17 protein-coding genes and 3 tRNA genes are annotated in these 15,211 nt (G+C 72.6%); 15 read left to right on the top strand and 5 right to left on the bottom strand.

Annotated elements, in window-relative coordinates; all coding sequences use genetic code 11:
* Nucleotides 1-82: 82 nt before the first annotated feature.
* Both ACFQ7Q_RS22655 and ACFQ7Q_RS22650 read right to left on the bottom strand, forming a co-directional pair.
* Nucleotides 83-2,305, bottom strand: coding sequence for a DEAD/DEAH box helicase (locus ACFQ7Q_RS22655; protein WP_383558113.1), 2,223 nt, complete (start codon nucleotides 2,303-2,305; stop codon nucleotides 83-85).
* A gap of 200 nt (nucleotides 2,306-2,505) precedes the next feature.
* Nucleotides 2,506-3,024 carry a hypothetical protein gene (locus ACFQ7Q_RS22650; RefSeq protein ID WP_383558110.1) on the bottom strand — a complete coding sequence of 173 codons (519 nt, stop codon included), beginning with the start codon at nucleotides 3,022-3,024 and terminating at the stop codon, nucleotides 2,506-2,508.
* Nucleotides 3,025-3,462: 438 nt separating this feature from the next.
* Between ACFQ7Q_RS22650 and ACFQ7Q_RS22645 the strand changes: the two genes are divergently transcribed.
* The 15 genes from ACFQ7Q_RS22645 (at nucleotide 3,463) to ACFQ7Q_RS22575 (ending at nucleotide 13,076) form a co-directional block, all read left to right on the top strand.
* Complete coding sequence (locus ACFQ7Q_RS22645; RefSeq protein ID WP_383558107.1) at nucleotides 3,463-4,137, top strand: response regulator; 675 nt, start codon at nucleotides 3,463-3,465, stop codon at nucleotides 4,135-4,137.
* Nucleotides 4,134-5,357 carry a sensor histidine kinase gene (locus tag ACFQ7Q_RS22640; protein WP_383558104.1) on the top strand — a complete coding sequence of 408 codons (1,224 nt, stop codon included), beginning with the start codon at nucleotides 4,134-4,136 and terminating at the stop codon, nucleotides 5,355-5,357. The genes ACFQ7Q_RS22645 and ACFQ7Q_RS22640 overlap by 4 nt, the downstream gene beginning before the upstream one ends.
* A 125-nt stretch (nucleotides 5,358-5,482) precedes the next feature.
* Complete coding sequence (locus ACFQ7Q_RS22635; protein WP_383558102.1) at nucleotides 5,483-5,797, top strand: response regulator transcription factor; 315 nt, start codon at nucleotides 5,483-5,485, stop codon at nucleotides 5,795-5,797.
* 123 nt (nucleotides 5,798-5,920) lie between these two features.
* Nucleotides 5,921-6,202 carry a hypothetical protein gene (locus ACFQ7Q_RS22630; protein ID WP_383558100.1) on the top strand — a complete coding sequence of 94 codons (282 nt, stop codon included), beginning with the start codon at nucleotides 5,921-5,923 and terminating at the stop codon, nucleotides 6,200-6,202.
* Between the two features lie 82 nt (nucleotides 6,203-6,284).
* Nucleotides 6,285-6,836, top strand: coding sequence for a stage II sporulation protein M (locus ACFQ7Q_RS22625; protein WP_383558097.1), 552 nt, complete (start codon nucleotides 6,285-6,287; stop codon nucleotides 6,834-6,836).
* A complete protein-coding gene (locus ACFQ7Q_RS22620; protein WP_383558094.1) occupies nucleotides 6,821-7,495 on the top strand; it encodes a hypothetical protein in 675 nt (224 codons plus the stop codon). The genes ACFQ7Q_RS22625 and ACFQ7Q_RS22620 overlap by 16 nt, the downstream gene beginning before the upstream one ends.
* Before the next feature lie 110 nt (nucleotides 7,496-7,605).
* A complete protein-coding gene (locus ACFQ7Q_RS22615) occupies nucleotides 7,606-8,142 on the top strand; it encodes a hypothetical protein (RefSeq protein ID WP_383558091.1) in 537 nt (178 codons plus the stop codon).
* Nucleotides 8,132-9,853, top strand: a complete 1,722-nt coding sequence (locus tag ACFQ7Q_RS22610) for a hypothetical protein (protein ID WP_383558088.1) — start codon at nucleotides 8,132-8,134, stop codon at nucleotides 9,851-9,853. The genes ACFQ7Q_RS22615 and ACFQ7Q_RS22610 overlap by 11 nt, the downstream gene beginning before the upstream one ends.
* On the top strand, nucleotides 9,850-10,494 hold the full coding sequence (locus ACFQ7Q_RS22605) for an ATP-binding cassette domain-containing protein (protein ID WP_383558085.1): 645 nt from the start codon (nucleotides 9,850-9,852) through the stop codon (nucleotides 10,492-10,494). Before ACFQ7Q_RS22610 ends, ACFQ7Q_RS22605 begins: the two co-directional genes overlap by 4 nt.
* Nucleotides 10,491-11,465 carry an ABC transporter ATP-binding protein gene (locus ACFQ7Q_RS22600; protein ID WP_383558082.1) on the top strand — a complete coding sequence of 325 codons (975 nt, stop codon included), beginning with the start codon at nucleotides 10,491-10,493 and terminating at the stop codon, nucleotides 11,463-11,465. The genes ACFQ7Q_RS22605 and ACFQ7Q_RS22600 overlap by 4 nt, the downstream gene beginning before the upstream one ends.
* Nucleotides 11,458-12,213, top strand: coding sequence for an ABC transporter permease (locus tag ACFQ7Q_RS22595; RefSeq protein ID WP_383558080.1), 756 nt, complete (start codon nucleotides 11,458-11,460; stop codon nucleotides 12,211-12,213). The genes ACFQ7Q_RS22600 and ACFQ7Q_RS22595 overlap by 8 nt, the downstream gene beginning before the upstream one ends.
* A 121-nt stretch (nucleotides 12,214-12,334) precedes the next feature.
* Nucleotides 12,335-12,685, top strand: coding sequence for a metallopeptidase family protein (locus tag ACFQ7Q_RS22590; protein ID WP_383558077.1), 351 nt, complete (start codon nucleotides 12,335-12,337; stop codon nucleotides 12,683-12,685).
* A 109-nt stretch (nucleotides 12,686-12,794) separates the two neighbouring features.
* Nucleotides 12,795-12,867 (top strand) — tRNA-Glu (locus ACFQ7Q_RS22585).
* Between the two features lie 39 nt (nucleotides 12,868-12,906).
* Nucleotides 12,907-12,980 (top strand) — tRNA-Asp (locus ACFQ7Q_RS22580).
* Nucleotides 12,981-13,002: 22 nt separating this feature from the next.
* Nucleotides 13,003-13,076, top strand: a tRNA-Phe gene (locus tag ACFQ7Q_RS22575).
* 95 nt (nucleotides 13,077-13,171) lie between these two features.
* Here ACFQ7Q_RS22575 and ACFQ7Q_RS22570 read toward each other — a convergent pair.
* From ACFQ7Q_RS22570 to ACFQ7Q_RS22560, 3 genes are read right to left on the bottom strand one after another with little or no spacing between them, the layout of a single operon-like run.
* Complete coding sequence (locus ACFQ7Q_RS22570) at nucleotides 13,172-14,002, bottom strand: cytochrome c biogenesis CcdA family protein (protein ID WP_383558075.1); 831 nt, start codon at nucleotides 14,000-14,002, stop codon at nucleotides 13,172-13,174.
* Nucleotides 13,999-14,730 carry a DsbA family protein gene (locus ACFQ7Q_RS22565; protein ID WP_383558072.1) on the bottom strand — a complete coding sequence of 244 codons (732 nt, stop codon included), beginning with the start codon at nucleotides 14,728-14,730 and terminating at the stop codon, nucleotides 13,999-14,001. Before ACFQ7Q_RS22565 ends, ACFQ7Q_RS22570 begins: the two co-directional genes overlap by 4 nt.
* A 56-nt stretch (nucleotides 14,731-14,786) precedes the next feature.
* Complete coding sequence (locus ACFQ7Q_RS22560; protein WP_383558069.1) at nucleotides 14,787-15,134, bottom strand: hypothetical protein; 348 nt, start codon at nucleotides 15,132-15,134, stop codon at nucleotides 14,787-14,789.
* Between the last annotated feature and the right edge of the window lie 77 nt (nucleotides 15,135-15,211).

The following is a 15,211-nucleotide window of genomic DNA, read 5'->3' as shown; positions in this document are numbered from 1 at the left end:
CAAAATCCTCGCCCTTACACGCGCTCCGGCCCCGTCCCACACCCAGGTGTCGTACGGGCCCTTCTCTTCAGGTCACACAGCGTCAGCCGTTGCGCTTCCAGCGCGGCTTGTCGTCGCGGCGGCCGAAGGAGCCACCGGTCGAGCCGGTGCCGCGGTGGTCGCCGCCGCGGTGGTCGTCACGACGGCCGTACGGGCGGTCGCCGCCACCGGCGCGGAAGCCGCCCGCGGGGCGGTCGTCGCGACGGTCGCGGTTGAACGGACGGTCACTGCCTCGGTGGCCGCCGGTCGGACGGTCGTCGCGACGGAAGCCACCACCCGACGGACGGTCGTTGTCACGACGGTCGTCGCGACGGAAGCCGCCACGGTCGTCGCGGTTGAAGCCACCCGAGGGGCGGTCGTCGCGGCGGAAGCCACCGGACGGACGGTCGTTGTCACGACGCTCGTTGTCGCGGCGGAAGCCACCGGACGGACGGTCGTCACGGTTGAAGGAACGGCCGCCACGGTCGTCGCGGTTGAAGCCACCCGACGGACGGTCGTCACGGCGGAAGCCACCGGACGGACGGTCGTTGTCACGACGGAAACCACCCGACGGACGGTCGTCACGGCGGAAGCCGCCACCACGGTTGTCGTCGCGACGGAAGCCACCACGGTCACCGCCACGGTCGTCACGGCGGTCGTCGCGGCGGAAGCCGCCACGGTCGCCACCGCGGTCACGGCGCTCGTAGTTGCCCCGCTCGTCGCGGAACGCCGGGCGCTGCTCCTCGCGGCGCTCCTGGACCGGCTCGGACGCGACCACGGCCGCGGCGACCTCGGCCTCGGCGGCCTCCGTCACCTCGGCGACAGCGGCCTCCGGGTCCTCGCCCCGCTCGCGCGCGGAACGGGCGACCAGACGGTCGGCCTCCTCGCGGAGCTCGGCGGCGCGACGGGTCAGACGCTCCAGCTGCTTGGTGAGGTCGGCGACCTCACGCTCGGCCTGCTTGGCGGCGTTGTTCGCGGAGTCGGCCTGGACCTCGGTGAGCGAACGCGCACCGGTGATCTCGGCGACCTCCGGGTCGAACGCGCCGGCGCCGCCCACGATGTGACGCGAGGCGTCGACGCCCGCGTCCTCCATCAGACGGAAGATCTGACGGCGCTGGTGCGGCAGAGCCAGGGAGACCACGACGCCCGAACGGCCGGCACGGGCGGTACGACCCGAGCGGTGCAGGTAGTCCTTGTGGTCACCGGCCGGGTCCACGTTCAGGACCAGGTCGATGCCGTCGACGTGGATACCGCGGGCGGCGACGTCGGTGGCGACCAGCGCGTTGACGTAGCCGTCCTTGAAGTCGGCGAGGACGCGGGTACGGGCACCCTGCGTCATGCCGCCGTGCAGCGCGTCGGCCTTCACGCCGGCCTCGACGAGCTGCTCGGCGATGCGGTCGGCGCCCAGCTGGGTGCGGACGAAGATGATCGTGCGGCCCTTGCGGGCGGCGATGGCGGCCGTGACCGGCGCCTTGTCCTTCGGCTTCACGACGAGGACGTGGTGGGTCATCGTGGTGACGTTGCCCTGGGCGCTGTCGACCTCGTGGCTGACCGGGTTGTTCAGGTAGCGCTTGACCAGCGTGCCGATCTCGTTCTCCATGGTGGCGGAGAAGAGCATGCGCTGGCCGCCCTCGGGGACCTGGTCCAGCAGCTCGGTGACCTCGGGCAGGAAGCCCAGGTCGGACATCTGGTCGGCCTCGTCGAGGACGGCGACCTGGACGTTCTCCAGGGAGCAGGCGCCACGGTTGATGATGTCGCGCAGTCGGCCCGGGGTGGCGACGAGGATGTCGACGCCGCGCTCCAGGGCGTAGATCTGGTTGCCCATGGACGTACCGCCGCAGACGACCTTGATCTTCAGGCCGAGCACGTCGCCGTACGGCTGGAGGGCGTCCGCGACCTGCATCGCGAGCTCACGGGTCGGGGTGAGGATGACCGCGCGGGGCTTCTTCTTCTCGGTGTGGCCGCCGGCCAGCTGGGCCAGGGTCGGCAGACCGAAGGAGAGGGTCTTGCCGGAGCCGGTGCGGCCGCGGCCGAGGATGTCCTTGCCGGCCAGGGCGTCCGGGATGGTCGCCGCCTGGATCGGGAAGGGGGTGGTCACGCCGTTCTGCGCGAGCTTGCGCACGACGCCCTCGGGCAGGCCCAGGTCGGCGAAGGTGACGGTGGGCTCGGAGGACTCGGCCTCGGTGACGTCGGAAGCCTCGGTCTCGACGATCTCGGTGGCCTCTACGGCCTCGACGATCTCGTCGTTCTCGGGCATGACGGCGTGGTCAGAACTGAAAATGGACATGCGAAATGCGAAACCTTCCGGAGTCTCGGCACGCGCCCGTCAACTCCGTGAAAATCGCAAATCGACCGCCTCAATGCGGTCCAGCCACGGCTAGGGAGAGTACGCGCCACGCGGCGCTCTTCTGTGTCGGCGCCGGGCAATGGGATCAAACGATCTACCACCATACGCACCCTCCCCCACCTATGGCAAACCGGACTCCGTCACACCGGTCCGACCTGCGGCGATGCCTCCGGCTCCACCGACGCGCCCGGCCCGTCCGCCGCCTTCATGGCACCCATGTGGGTGTCCGCGCCCGGCGTCGAGGTGGGTGCGTCGGTCGGCTGCGTGGTGGGCTCCGCGCTCGGGGTCGGCTCGGGCTCCGGCTCCGGGGTCGGCGTGGGCGTCGGCTCCGGCGGATCGACCGGCGGTGGCGTGACCTCGCCACCCGGCGCGCTGGGTCCACCGGCCCCACCCGCCCCACCGGGCTCCTGGCCGGGCTTCGGCCCGCTCCCCGGGCCCACCGGCGAGTCCGGTGCCGGCTTGCCTGAGGGCGACGCGGATCCGCTCGGCACCGGCGAGGCCGAACCGGCCCCGTCCGCGTCCGGCCCGCTCTTCCCTCGGCCCCCGGCCCCGCCGTGCCGGCCCGACATCCCGACCCCGCCGTCCGACTCGGCCGCCACGCCCTGCTTCCCCGCGGACTTGCTGGGCGCCGGCTTCGCACCCTCGTCACTCACACTCATACAGCCGCTCATACCGGCACAGGCGGCGACCGCCAACGCGGTCGCGGCCCATCTCACGCGGGTGGGCAAAGGGCGCACGGAGGGCACCTCCAGGACATATCGTGCAGAGCGGGGAACGTAGCGTCCTGCCCAACTCCCCCGACACCACAAGGGACACGCCCGGGCGCGCCCCGGCACCACGGACCCCTCCGCCACCGCCCCGGCCGCCATGGAGTCGCCACAAAGCCTCCACAGGGCCCGCCCAAACCCCCCTGTATCCTCACTCCCTGTAACGGTGACCTGTCTCCTGGGGCGGATGCGGCGTCGAAATTCGCACTTTCACAGGTCGGCGGCGCCGCTTGCCATCGAAGTGTCGGATCCCAGAGTGCGACCGAACAGCCGGGCTGGCCCTCAGCCCTCAGCCTTCAGCCGCGCTGGGCAACGGGGGAGGAGGGGTTCATGCATCCCCTCAGCGTCATGGTCGTCGACGACGACAAGCTGCTGCGCCACGGCCTGCAGCGCATCCTGGAGAGCGCCGGGGACATCACCGTGCCCGTGGTGTGCGGCGGGGACGAGGCGGTGGAACTGGCCGTACGGCACCGGCCCGGTATCGCGTTGGTCGACATCCACATGGGCGACATCGACGGGATCGACGTGCTCAAGGCGCTGCGGGCGCTGGACGAACCGCCCGTGGTGGCCATGCTGACCGGGTTCGGGACCAACGAGAACGTCTCCCGTGCGCTGGCCGCGGGGGCCGCCGGGTTCTTCCTCAAGGATGCTGCGGTCCGGGAGTTGATCCCGGGAGTCCGTCTCCTCGCGGCCGGGGGCAGTGCCCTCTCCTCGCGTGTGGCGCGATCGATGGCCAGGGCGCCCGCCTCCGATGCCGCGTTCGCCGGGGCGCCGCTGTCCAGCCTGGCCGACGCCCCGCTGACCGACCGGGAGCGGGAGGTGCTCTCCCTGCTGTCCGCGGGACTGACGAACGGCGAGATCGCCGGGCGGCTCACCCTGAGCGTGGCCACGATCAAGGACCACGTGAGCTCCGTCCTGGGCAAGCTCGGCGCGGCCAACCGCATCCAGGCGGCGGTCCTCGCCCACACCCGCCCGGCAGGCAGGGGCGGCGGGGAGCCGCGATGAGGTGGCGTCCGCCGACGTGGGCGGTGGATGCCACGTTCGTCGCCGTCGCCGCCGCGGAGCTGGGGACGGTACTGGGCCGCATCGGCCCGGCGGCGGTCGGCGTGTACTCCCTGGCGGTGGCTTCGCTGGCGGTACGGCGGCGGTGGCCGCTCGCCGTGGTCCTCACGACCCTGCCCGCCGCCGTCCACGGCTATCTGTGGCTGGCGCCGATGATCGCCCTCGGCACCGCGGCCTCCCTGCTGCCCCGGAGGCGCGTGGTCTACGGCTGCGCCGCCCTGTTGTTCCTCGCGCCGTTCGTCCAGGTCGAGGAAGCCGAGGAAGCGGGCCCGGCCAGGGAGGAGTGGGCCGTCGACGAATGGGCGGAGGACGACTTTCCGATGGACGAATGGGCCGACGCCCTTCTCGGTCACGCCCTGTTCTGCGCGGGACCGACGGCGCTCGGCCGGCTCGCCCGTACCCGGCGTGAACTCGCCACGCACCTCGCCGAGCTGGTCGCGAGCCGGGAGCGGGAGCGTGCCGTGGCGGCCGAGCGGGCCGTCGTCGCCGAACGGGCCCGGCTCGCCCGCGAGATCCACGACGTGGTGTCCCACCAGGTGAGCCTGATCGCCGTGGAGGCCGGGGCGCTCCAGCTCACCGCCGCCGACGCCGAGGCCCGCGGCAGCGGCGAGCGGATCGGGGCGCTCAGCACCAGGACCCTGGAGGAGCTGCGCGACATGCTGGGCGCACTGCGCGTCCCGGATTCCCGGGACGGCCCGCCCGGCCTCGCCGAGCTGCCCGCACTCGTCGCCGACAGCGGGATCGCCGTCCTCGACGGGGAGCCGCCCGAGCCCGTGGGGGCTGCGGCGGCCGAGACCGGCCGGGCGGCCTTCCGGATCGTCCAGGAATCCCTGACCAATGCGTCCAAGCACGCGCCCGGCAGCACGGTCCGGGTCAGCGTCACGGCCGAGCCGGCCGCCGGTGTCCTGGTGGTCGAGGTGGTCAACGGCCCACCGCCCGTGCGTGTCCCCGCGCCGCGGACCGGCGCCCGGCCGCCCGTCTCCGGCTACGGCCTGGTCGGCCTGGCCGAGCGGACGGCCGTACTCGGCGGCACCCTGCTCAGCCGCCCGACGGCGGACGGCGGCTTCGAGGTCCGGGCGGAGCTGCCCTGGCCCGGCACCACCCACCGGACGCTGCCCGGACCCGCCGGTTCGGGGAACCCCCGCCGGCCGACCCCCCGGTGAGAACCGGTCCAAGGGCGGATGTTCACCCGCTGAGCGAGATGCCATGATCCATCGAAGAGAATGCCTTCCGGTCTGACCGCCGGGAGGTATACGGGGAATGCAAGTGAACACAATGGGGGCACACCATGCCGACTTCCGGAGGGCATCGTGGGCAAGCACGTCAGACCTTTCCGACCACGGTCGACGTAACCGATCTGGAGCGTCTCACCGCGCGGGAACGTGAAGTACTGCACGCTCTGGCGCACGGAGAGACGAACCGGGTACTCGCGCGAAGATTCGGCATAGCCGAGCGCACGGTCAAAGCCCATATCACCAGCGTCGTACGGAAATTGGAGTTGAGCTCACGGATCGAAGCGACTCTGGTTTCGCTTCACCACCAGGATCGCCTGAACAGTTGCGATCATCCCTCACTCGGTGCCCCGGAATCCATTGCCTCATGAGGCAATGCCCCTGAGGGTCATGCCCTTTGAGGCAATGGCGGGCATCCCCTTCCAAGGCCAAGATCGAGAAGTGCCTCGGCAGCGAATGCCGTGGCTCTCGTATGGGAAGGGAAGTACCGAGTAATGAACCGCTCGTTCGTCCGCCGCGCCCTGCCGGCGGCCGCAGTCTCCTCCGCCGTCCTCGGCGCCTTCATGGTGGCCGCGGTGGCCGCCCCGCTCTTCCTCAAGAGCACCTTCAAGATGAGCAGCGACTCCGCGTCGGTCGCCTACCAGTCGATCATGGCGGGCATGGACGTCGCTTCGGCCATCGGTCTCGTCTCCGGTGGTCTGGCCATCGGCGGCGTTCTCATCTTCGCCGCGAAGCAGGCCATCAAGAAGGGCGGCCGCAAGGCCTTCATCGCCTGACGTACGGCATTTTGATGAACGGCTCGCCGGGACTCCGCCACTCGCGGAGTCCCGGCGAGTCCGGGCAGAACAGGCGGAGAACATGACCGAGAACATGACCGAGAGGAAGGCCGGGCTCTTCCGCCGTCAATGGCCGAGCCTTCTCTGCGGCGCACTGCTCTGGTTCGCCGCTTTCGCCGTCGGGTGGGCCAATTCCCCCACAGACCCGACGGACATGACACGTATTCGAAGAGAACCCAGCGGGACTCTCTTCCTGGAGATCCTGGGGACGAACGTCAGCGTCTCCGCCGCGCTGTTCCTGGGCGTGGTCACCGCGGGTCTGGCGACCCTGCCGGCCGCCATCGTCAGCGGGGCGCTCGCCGGATACAGCTGGGGCCAGGCCCTGCCGCTGCTGGGCGGCGACGGGTTTGCCCGCCATCTGCTCCCGCACATGCCGCTCGAACTGGCGTCGATCGCGGTCGCCGCGGGCGCGGGTCTCGTACCGCTGGTCGCCTGGGTGCGCTCCGGGATCGGGCGGCGACGGCTCGACCGGGCCGGCTGGTGGCTGCAGTTCGTCGACGCCAGCCGTCTGTGGGGAGTGTCCCTGTTGGGTCTTGTAGCAGCTGCGGGAGTGGAGACATGGGTGAGTACGTAGACCGGGCGCCGCGCACGAGCGGGCTTCCGGTCCTTCCGGCAGAACCGGCGGAGGCCGCGGAGCGGAGTGCGGTGGAGGCTGGGCAGCCCGGTCCCCGCGACCCGTCCGACGGCCTCTGGGCGCGGCTGCGGACCCGGCGCGGGCATGCGCTCGGCATCATCGTGCTGCTGTTCGCCACCGCTCTGTTCAGCTGGCCGCTGCATGCCGAGATACGCGCCCAGGTCGAGACGCGGCTGCCCGACGCTCCCGAGGGGGCGCTGGGGATCGGTGCGGCCGTCGGCTGGTCCACCGCGACCCTGGCCAACATCGCCACGGTCGGAGTGCTCGCGGTTCTCTTCGGCGTCCTGGGCGCGCTGGGGATGAAGTGGGCCGCTCCCTCGGAGGAGTTCACCGCGCAGCGGAGGACGTTCACCCTCGCCTGGGCACTCTTCGTCCTCGTGAAACTGGTCGGCTGGACCCTGCTCGCGCCCCTGCTGGGCGGAGAGGCGGCCCAGGCCGTGCCGTCGCTGACCCGGATCGACTGGGCCCTGCCGCTGCTCTTCGGCGCGCTGCTGTGGGCCGCCCGGGCCGCGGGGCGCGCGCCCTGGCCGCGTGCCTGCGCGGTGGCATGCGCGGTCACGGGACTGTACGTGGGAAGCCTGCTGGCGCTGCCCTCGTGAGCCGCGGCTGAACCTGCCGGGCCGACGATCCGTCTAACCGACCGCAAGAACGCGACCGCGAGAACCCGACCACTCGAACCGTCCCGACCCGCCCGCACCGCCGGAGAGCCGTGATCCACCGCTTTGTCTTCAGCATCCTGGGAAACCGGAAGCTCATCGAATTCGCCCTGCGCTGCTGGACCGCGATCACGGAAGGGCTGGCCCATCCGGGCTTCCGTATCGCGGGCGGCTCGGCGGCCACGGCGGCCGGGGTCTGCGCCCTCGCGTACGTCGTCCGCTTCCGCGCGACCGTCGAGGAGACCCGCCACGCGGTGGAGACCTCCACCGACCTCTCCGGCGACCCCGGCGACGTGATGGACATCGTCCAGCTCCTGAGCATCGTGTGGCTGATCACCGGGATCGTCCTCGTCGTGGTCGGCCTGCTGGTGGCGGTCGCGCGATCCGGGAGCCTGCTGCTCATCGTCGGCGGGGTGGTGTGGTGGGCGCCGCTGGGGTTCCTCGCGCTGAACCTCCCGGCGGCCTCGGGGCTGCACGCGCTCGCCGGCGTGTTCCTGGCGCTCCTCATCCCCGCTGTGCTGCTCTGTCCCGCCGAGCGGTACGCCGGAAGCGGACGACGCCGGACGGAGCCCCAGCCCGATGAAGCCTGAGCCCCGTCCCGACGCCATGGGGGCGCCGACGGGGATACGGGTGGGGATACGGCCCTGGAGCCGTACCGTCTTCGTGCTCTGCCTGGCCGACCTGCGCAGGCGCCTCAACCTGACGGCGGGCCCCGGGGCCGCCGGGCGCAGCCGCCGCCGTATCGCCGGGCTCGTCCTGGGCGCGGGCGCCGCGGCCGGCTTCGGGGCCCTGTTCCTGCTGGGGCGCACGCTCGGAGCCCTCGCGCCGGCACGGTCCGCGACCGCCGACGATCTGGCGGCCTGGACCTGGATCCCCGCCGCGCTCTGGGTCCTCCATCAACTTCTCAGCGCCGAACCGGCGTTGGGGCGCTCCCTGGTACTGCCTCCGGACGAGTCGGTGCTGCGGACGCTGCCGGTCGACCGGGGGCAGCTGTTCACCGCGCGCCTGGTGCTGCCCGCGGCCGGGATCGGGCTCGCGGTGCTGCTCGCCGCCGGCGCGGTCGCGGTGCCCTGGCTCGCGGCCACCGACCCGGGCCGGGAGCTGCTGCCCGCGCTGCTGGTCAACCTGTGCGGCGCGGTCGCGGCCGCCGCTGCCCTGCGGGCGTTGCTGGTCAGCGCGTTCATGGTGCGGGTGGTCCGGGTGGCCCATCTGCCCCGGCTGGTCCTCGCGGCGGTGGCGGGCTGGCTCCTCGGCAGACTCGCGGCTCCGCTGCTCGGGGCGCTCGGGTCGACACCCGGCCAGGCCGAGTCGCGGCTGGCGCGGCTGCTCGGGCAGGTACTCACCGACAGCCGTCCCCAGCTGTGGACGGACATGCACACCCCGGGCCGGCTGGCGTGGACGGCCGCCGGATACCTCGCACTGGTCGTGGCCGCGGGGACGGCCGTCACGCTACGGGTCCGTGCCACCGCCCGCCGCGACGCACCGGGCGCCCGCCCCACCGAGGCCCGGCCGCCCACCTCCTCCCGGCTCGCCCTGCCCACCACGTCGCCGCTGGCGATCTGCCTGCGCCTGGCCTGGGCGCGGCTCCGGCGCGGTGCCCCCGCGGCGGTCGGCGGTGCGGCCCGGCTGCAACGGCTGAGCATGCTGCTCGGAACGGCCTGTGCGAGCGCCGCGGCCGCCGCCCCCGCGCCGCCCTGGCAGCTGCCGGTCCCCGCGCTCGCCGGCCTGCTGGTGGCGGTCTCGCTGATCGCCACGGGCGAGGTGATGCAGGTCTGCGGCATCGAGGCGGAGCGCGGCTGCTGGGACGTCCTGCGCCAGTCCCCCCTGCCGACCGGGGCCTGGCCCGCGGCCAAGGCCGTCGTCTCCGCCCTGGGGGTACTGGCCGTGACCACGCCGTTCTACCTCGGCGCCGCCGCGCTCTGCGGAGTACGGGGAGGCGACTGGGCGGTGGTGCTCCTCGCCCTGCCCGTGGTGGCGCTCGGTGTGGGCTGCGCGATGGTCCTCACCTGGTACGCGGTCCCGCGCACCGAGAGCTTCGAGGGGGCCAGGGTGACCCGGGCCCCGGCGGCGGACGTGGTCGAGGGCGTACTCGCCGCGCTGCTCACCGCCCCGGTGACCGGCGGCCTGGCGCTGTGCGCCGCCGCGGCGGCGCACAGCGGCACGCTCGGCACCTGCCTGCTCGCGCTCGTCCTGGCGGCGTACGTGCTGGGGCTGCGCCGGCTGAGCCGCAGCGATCTGCCCACGCTCCCCGCCACGGCGCGAGCGCGACACAATCCACGGACTACGGGGGAACTGAAGTGATCGACATCGCCGGCCTGACGGTCCGGCTCGGGGACAGCGAGATCCTCGGCGGCCTCACCACGCGGGTCGCGGAAGGGGAAGCCGTCCGGCTGGCCGGCCCCAACGGCTGCGGCAAGAGCACCCTCCTGAACGTCCTCGCGGGACTCCGGGCCCCGGCGACAGGAGAGGTCACGGTCTGCGGCCGCTCCCCCCGGCACCGGTCCGTGCGAGCGGTGCGCGGCTTCCTCCAGGAGCCTCCCCCGCTGTACGAACAGCTCACCGCGCGCGAACAGCTGGGCCTGGTGGCCGGGTTGTGGGGCGTACGTCCGCGTCTCCTGCTGGAGCGGGCCGACGCGCTCGGGCTCGCACGCCACCACGACGTCCTCGTGGGCGAACTCTCCCTCGGGCAGCGCAAGAAGCTCGGCTACGTGTGCGCCACCGCGCACGAGCCCCGCCTCCTGCTCCTCGACGAGCCCTTCAACGGTCTGGACTCCGCCGCTGTCACCGCCGTGTCCAAGGACCTGGCCCGCTGGAAGCGCGAGGGCCGGACCATGATCCTCGTCTCCCACACCGACCCCGCCGAAGGGCTCCTCGACCGCACCCTGGACCTCGGCGCCCCAAGCCCCCGGGCAACCCTCCGACCGACAGGAGGCGGCGCGTGATCGAGGTACGGAATCTGGTGAAGTCGTACGGGGGGAGGCGGGTCCTGAACGGCCTGTCCTTCCAGGTCGCTCCGGGGCGGGTGACCGCGTTCCTCGGCCCCAACGGCGCCGGCAAGTCGACCACCCTGCGCATGATCACGGGCGCGGGACGGCCGGACTCCGGCAGCGCCACCGTGCTCGGGGTGCCCTACCAGGACCTCGCGTCGCCGCTGCGCTCCGTAGGGACGCTGCTCGACGCGGCGGCGGTGCATCCGGCCCGCAGCGCGCGCGGCCATCTCGACTGGCTCGCCAGGACCCACCGGCTGCCTCGCGACCGCGTGGTGGAGGTGCTGGAGCTCGTGGGCCTGTCCTCCGTGGCCCGGCAGCCGCTGCGCGGCTTCTCGCTGGGCATGCGGCAGCGGCTCGGCATCGCGGCCGCCCTGATCGGCGACCCCGAGATCCTCATCCTGGACGAGCCGATGAACGGACTCGACCCGGAGGGCATCCGCTGGCTGCGCGGGCTGCTGCGGGCCCTGGCCGACCAGGGGCGGACCGTGCTGGTCTCCAGCCACCTGATGAACGAGATGGCGGCCACGGCCGACCACGTCCTGGTCATCGGCCGGGGCCGGGTGCTCGCCGACGGAGCCATCGGCGAGCTCACGGGACGCGCGACGAGCGGCGTCCGTCTGGGCTCGCCCGACCTGACGGAACTCGCCGAGGTCCTGCGGACGGCGGGCGGACAGGTCGCGTACGACGGCGACACGGCGGCCGTGGTGACCGGGCTGACCTCCGGCGGTATCGGCGACCTCGCCGCGGTCCACGGCTTCCGTGTCCACGAACTCACCCCGATCCGCCCGGGCTTGGAGGAGATCTACCTCCAACTGACCGACGAGGCCACGGAGTACCGAGCCTCGCCGCACCACAAGGACACGCGAGAGGAACGGGGAGCAGCAGTGGACAGGGAGCGCGAGAAGGTGGCTGGCCGTGCGTGACGCGATGGCCGCCGAGTGGATCAAGCTCCGCTCGGTGCGCTCCAACTCGGCACTGCTGCTCGGCGGAAGCGCGATCACCGTGCTGACCGGGGTGCTGGTCTGCCTGCTGATCGGCTCCGAGTTCCGGCGGGCGGCACCCGACGACCGGATGGGTTTCGACCCGATCGGCCTGTCCTTCACCGGGGTCCAGTTCGGCCAGCTGGCCGTGGCCGTCCTCGCCGTGCTGGCGGTCGGCTCGGAGTTCGGCACCGGAATGATCCGCACCTCACTCGCCGCGGTACCGCGCCGGGGCAGGCTGCTGGCCTCCAAGCTCGCCGTGCTGGGGCTCGTCGGGCTGGCCTGGGGGCTGGCCACCGGGCTGATCTCGGTACTGGCGGCCACCCAGGCCCTGGGCGCGGAGCTGTCCACCCTGCCGCCGGCCACCGTCGCCCGCGCCGTGGCCGGGGCCGGGATCTACGCCGCGCTGCTCGCCGTGCTCGCCGGGGCGGTCACCTTCGTGACCCGTCGCTCCATCGGCGCCCTCGGCATCCTTCTGCCCATGCTGTTCCTGGTCTCCGGCATCCTGGCAGCGTCCTCGCGGCTGCGCCCGCTGGCCCGGCTGCTGCCGGACCGCGCGGGACTGCAGCTGATGCAGGCCCACCACGAGGCCGGGGACCTCACCCCGGCGGCGGGGGGCGCGGTGCTGCTGCTGTGGACGGCCGCCGTGGTGACGCTGGCGTACGTACTGTTCCGGCGGCGCGAGGCATAGGAGCGAGGAGGGCGGGGAATCGGGCCGGGCGACGCGGATCCGCCCCACTCGTCCGGCGACGCCCCGGAACCGGTTCGGCCATGCGCCCCGCAACCGGGCGGCCGTCACGGACAATGGCGGTGTGCTGGAGATGACACGCGACACGTTCGAAGAGCTGGTGGCCCAGGCCCTGGACACGATCCCGCCGGAACTCACGCGGGTCATGGACAACGTGGCCGTGTTCGTGGAGGACGAACCCGACCCCTCGGACCCCGAACTCCTCGGGCTCTACGAGGGCACGCCGCTCACCGAGCGAGGGGAGTGGTACGCCGGTGTCCTGCCGGACCGCATCTCCATCTACATGGGCCCCACCCTGCGCTACTGCGAGAGCCAGGAGGACGTGGTCCACGAGGTCGCGGTGACCGTGGTGCACGAGATCGCCCACCATTTCGGCATCGACGACGAGCGGCTCCACGAGCTGGGCTGGGGCTGACGGGAGCGGCGGTCCTGCCTCCGGAGTAAACCGTTTTGGCGATAGCGGCCGCCATCCCATATGCTTCTCACGTCCCCGACGCGCTGCGAAGCGCGCAGGTGAGCCCCTAGCCCTCATCGTCTAGTGGCCCAGGACGCCGCCCTTTCAAGGCGGTAGCACGGGTTCGAATCCCGTTGGGGGCACGCAACATCCTGTGCGAGACTGGTGCTCGCACATCGCAAGGTCCTGTGGAGCAGTTGGTTAGCTCGCCACCCTGTCAAGGTGGAGGTCGCGGGTTCAAGTCCCGTCAGGATCGCTGAGGCTGGAAACAGTCTCGTGGCTGGGTAGCTCAGTTGGTACGAGCGATCGCCTGAAAAGCGATAGGTCGCCGGTTCGACCCCGGCCCCAGCCACAAAGAGAAGGCCCCGTTCGAGAGAACGGGGCCTTCTTCGTGTCCGTGGCGGGACGGGCGGGGCACCCGGTCGGCGGACCGGGCGCCCCCACTCCTCAGGCCGCGCGGCGGCGCCCCCGCCACGCCCGGACCGCGAGCACCACCGCCACCACCGCGACGACGGCCACCAGCAGGGCCCAGTCCGGCACCGAACGGCTCAACGACCCCACCCGCTCCTCCACGGCGAACGAGTCGTCCACCGACAGCAGCCCCGGCAGCGCGGTCGTGCCGTCGAAGACCAGGAAGAGCGTGCCGAGCACCACGAAGAAGAGCCCCGACAGCAGCGAGGTCGTGTGCAGCTCGAAGCGGCCGACGCGGACCGTCCGCCCGCGCAGCCAGCGACGCCGGCCCAGCTCGTACCGCTCCCAGAGCAGCGCGAGCAGGAAGAGCGGCACCGCCATGCCCAGCGCGTACACCGCCAGGAGCAGCCCTCCGTACACGGGGCTTCCGCTCAGCGCCGCCACCGTCAGGACGCTGCCGAGGATCGGACCCGCGCAGAAGCCGGCGAGGCCGTAGACCAGGCCGAGGGCGTAGACCGAGACGGCCGTCGTGGGGCGGATCCGGCCGCTGACCTCCGCGATCCGGCGCGAGGCGAAGCCCATCCCGAGGATCTGGAGCACGCCGAGCACGATGATCGTCCAGCCGCCGAGCGCCACGAGCAGATCCCGGTGCCCGTAGAAGAGCCGCCCGGCGAACGAGCCGGCCGCCCCGAGCGGGACGAGCGTGGTCGCCAGACCGGCGTAGAAGATCCCGGTACGGGCGACCAGCCGGCTCGTCGAGTCGATCGAGTACGCGAAGAAGGCCGGGAGCAGCAGGGCGCTGCACGGGCTCAGCAGGGCGAGGAGACCACCGAGGAACGCGGCCAGATAGCCGATGTCGGAGGTCATCGGCTCCCCTTCGGCGCCTTCGCCGCCTTCGCGGCCGCGTCGATCGCCTCCGTGAAGGTCTCCATCGGCTGCGCCCCGGCGATCGGCCGCCCGTTGACCAGGAACGACGGGGTCGAGGTCGCGCCCAGCGAGTACCCCTGCTCCTGGTCCTTGCTCACCGCCGCCTTCGCCGCCGCGCCGTCCGTGTCCTTCGCGAAGCGGGCGAGGTCGGGGACCCCGGCCTCCTCGGCGAGCGCGGTCAGCCGCTCCTTGCCGAAGCCCTGCTCCTTCGCGCCCTCGGCGTAGGCCGCCCTGTGGAACTCCCAGAACCGGCCCTGCTGCCCCGCCGCCCACGACGCCCGGGCCGCCGCCTCCGACTCCTCGCCGAAGATGGGGAAGTTCCGCCACTCGATGCGCAGGGTGCCGTCGTCGACGTACTTCTTGATCAGCTCGGGCTCGGTGTCGCGGGCGAACTGCCCGCAGTAGCCGCACTTGAAGTCGGCGTACTCGATCAGGACGACGGGCGCGTCGGCCCGCCCCAGGGCTAGCTTGTCGGAGGCGTCGCGCCGGGCGTACGCCTCCAGCTCGGGGTAGACGCCGTCGGCCGGGTCGGCGGAGACCTCGGCGACGGCCGACGGACCGGAGGAGCCCTCGGACGCGGGCTTGGTCGCGGTGTAAGAGACGACTCCGAGGAGCGCGGCGGCGAGGGCCACCCCGGAGACGATCACGATCGGCTTGGACTTGGACATGCGGAAAGGCTCCTGAACACGACGGGAGAGGACGGACGACGACGGCGGTCGGCCCTCTACACGCGCAGGATCGACAGCTCCACGGGTGACGGTGGTACGAGCTCCGGCGGCTCGGGACCCGGCAGCGGGTCGCGTGGGGCAGCATCCGCGCCCCAGACGCCACCGGCCGTCCGCTCGCCCGCCAAGGCGGGCAGCAGCTCCCCGAAGCCGTTCGGGCGCGGCGGCGTGGCCGGCCGGGCGGCGCCGTCGGCGGTGTGACCCTGGCCGCAGCCCGGCGACGCGCTCCCCGCCTCCACGACCACCGCGGTGCTCGCCACCGCCGTCGTCGTCCCACACGCCAGGACCCCGAACACCACTCCCACCAGCGCGGCGAGCGCCGCGAACGCGCGGACGGTGCGGGACATGGGGGTACCTCTCGGCTCGACGTGCCCGAAATATTACGGGCCGGACCCAGCGGAAATCGGTTCGCCCGTTCTCGGCC

The organism is Streptomyces sp. NPDC056527 (assembly GCF_042794475.1).
GTDB lineage: Bacteria > Actinomycetota > Actinomycetes > Streptomycetales > Streptomycetaceae > Streptomyces.
This window is presented reverse-complemented; position numbering and strand designations above follow the sequence as displayed.

Excerpts from the sequence above, each read along its gene's own strand:
- ACFQ7Q_RS22645 (WP_383558107.1), top strand. The coding sequence starts at position 3,463 with ATGCATCCCCTCAGCGTCATGGTCGTCGACGACGACAAGCTGCTGCGC.
- ACFQ7Q_RS22640 (WP_383558104.1), top strand. The coding sequence starts at position 4,134 with ATGAGGTGGCGTCCGCCGACGTGGGCGGTGGATGCCACGTTCGTCGCC.
- ACFQ7Q_RS22620 (WP_383558094.1), top strand. The coding sequence starts at position 6,821 with ATGGGTGAGTACGTAGACCGGGCGCCGCGCACGAGCGGGCTTCCGGTC.
- ACFQ7Q_RS22610 (WP_383558088.1), top strand. The coding sequence starts at position 8,132 with ATGAAGCCTGAGCCCCGTCCCGACGCCATGGGGGCGCCGACGGGGATA.
- ACFQ7Q_RS22560 (WP_383558069.1), bottom strand. The coding sequence starts at position 15,134 with ATGTCCCGCACCGTCCGCGCGTTCGCGGCGCTCGCCGCGCTGGTGGGA.
- ACFQ7Q_RS22570 (WP_383558075.1), bottom strand. The coding sequence starts at position 14,002 with ATGACCTCCGACATCGGCTATCTGGCCGCGTTCCTCGGTGGTCTCCTC.
- ACFQ7Q_RS22635 (WP_383558102.1), top strand. The coding sequence starts at position 5,483 with ATGCCGACTTCCGGAGGGCATCGTGGGCAAGCACGTCAGACCTTTCCG.
- ACFQ7Q_RS22655 (WP_383558113.1), bottom strand. The coding sequence starts at position 2,305 with ATGTCCATTTTCAGTTCTGACCACGCCGTCATGCCCGAGAACGACGAG.
- ACFQ7Q_RS22625 (WP_383558097.1), top strand. The coding sequence starts at position 6,285 with ATGACCGAGAACATGACCGAGAGGAAGGCCGGGCTCTTCCGCCGTCAA.
- ACFQ7Q_RS22630 (WP_383558100.1), top strand. The coding sequence starts at position 5,921 with ATGAACCGCTCGTTCGTCCGCCGCGCCCTGCCGGCGGCCGCAGTCTCC.
- ACFQ7Q_RS22650 (WP_383558110.1), bottom strand. The coding sequence starts at position 3,024 with ATGAGTGTGAGTGACGAGGGTGCGAAGCCGGCGCCCAGCAAGTCCGCG.
- ACFQ7Q_RS22565 (WP_383558072.1), bottom strand. The coding sequence starts at position 14,730 with ATGTCCAAGTCCAAGCCGATCGTGATCGTCTCCGGGGTGGCCCTCGCC.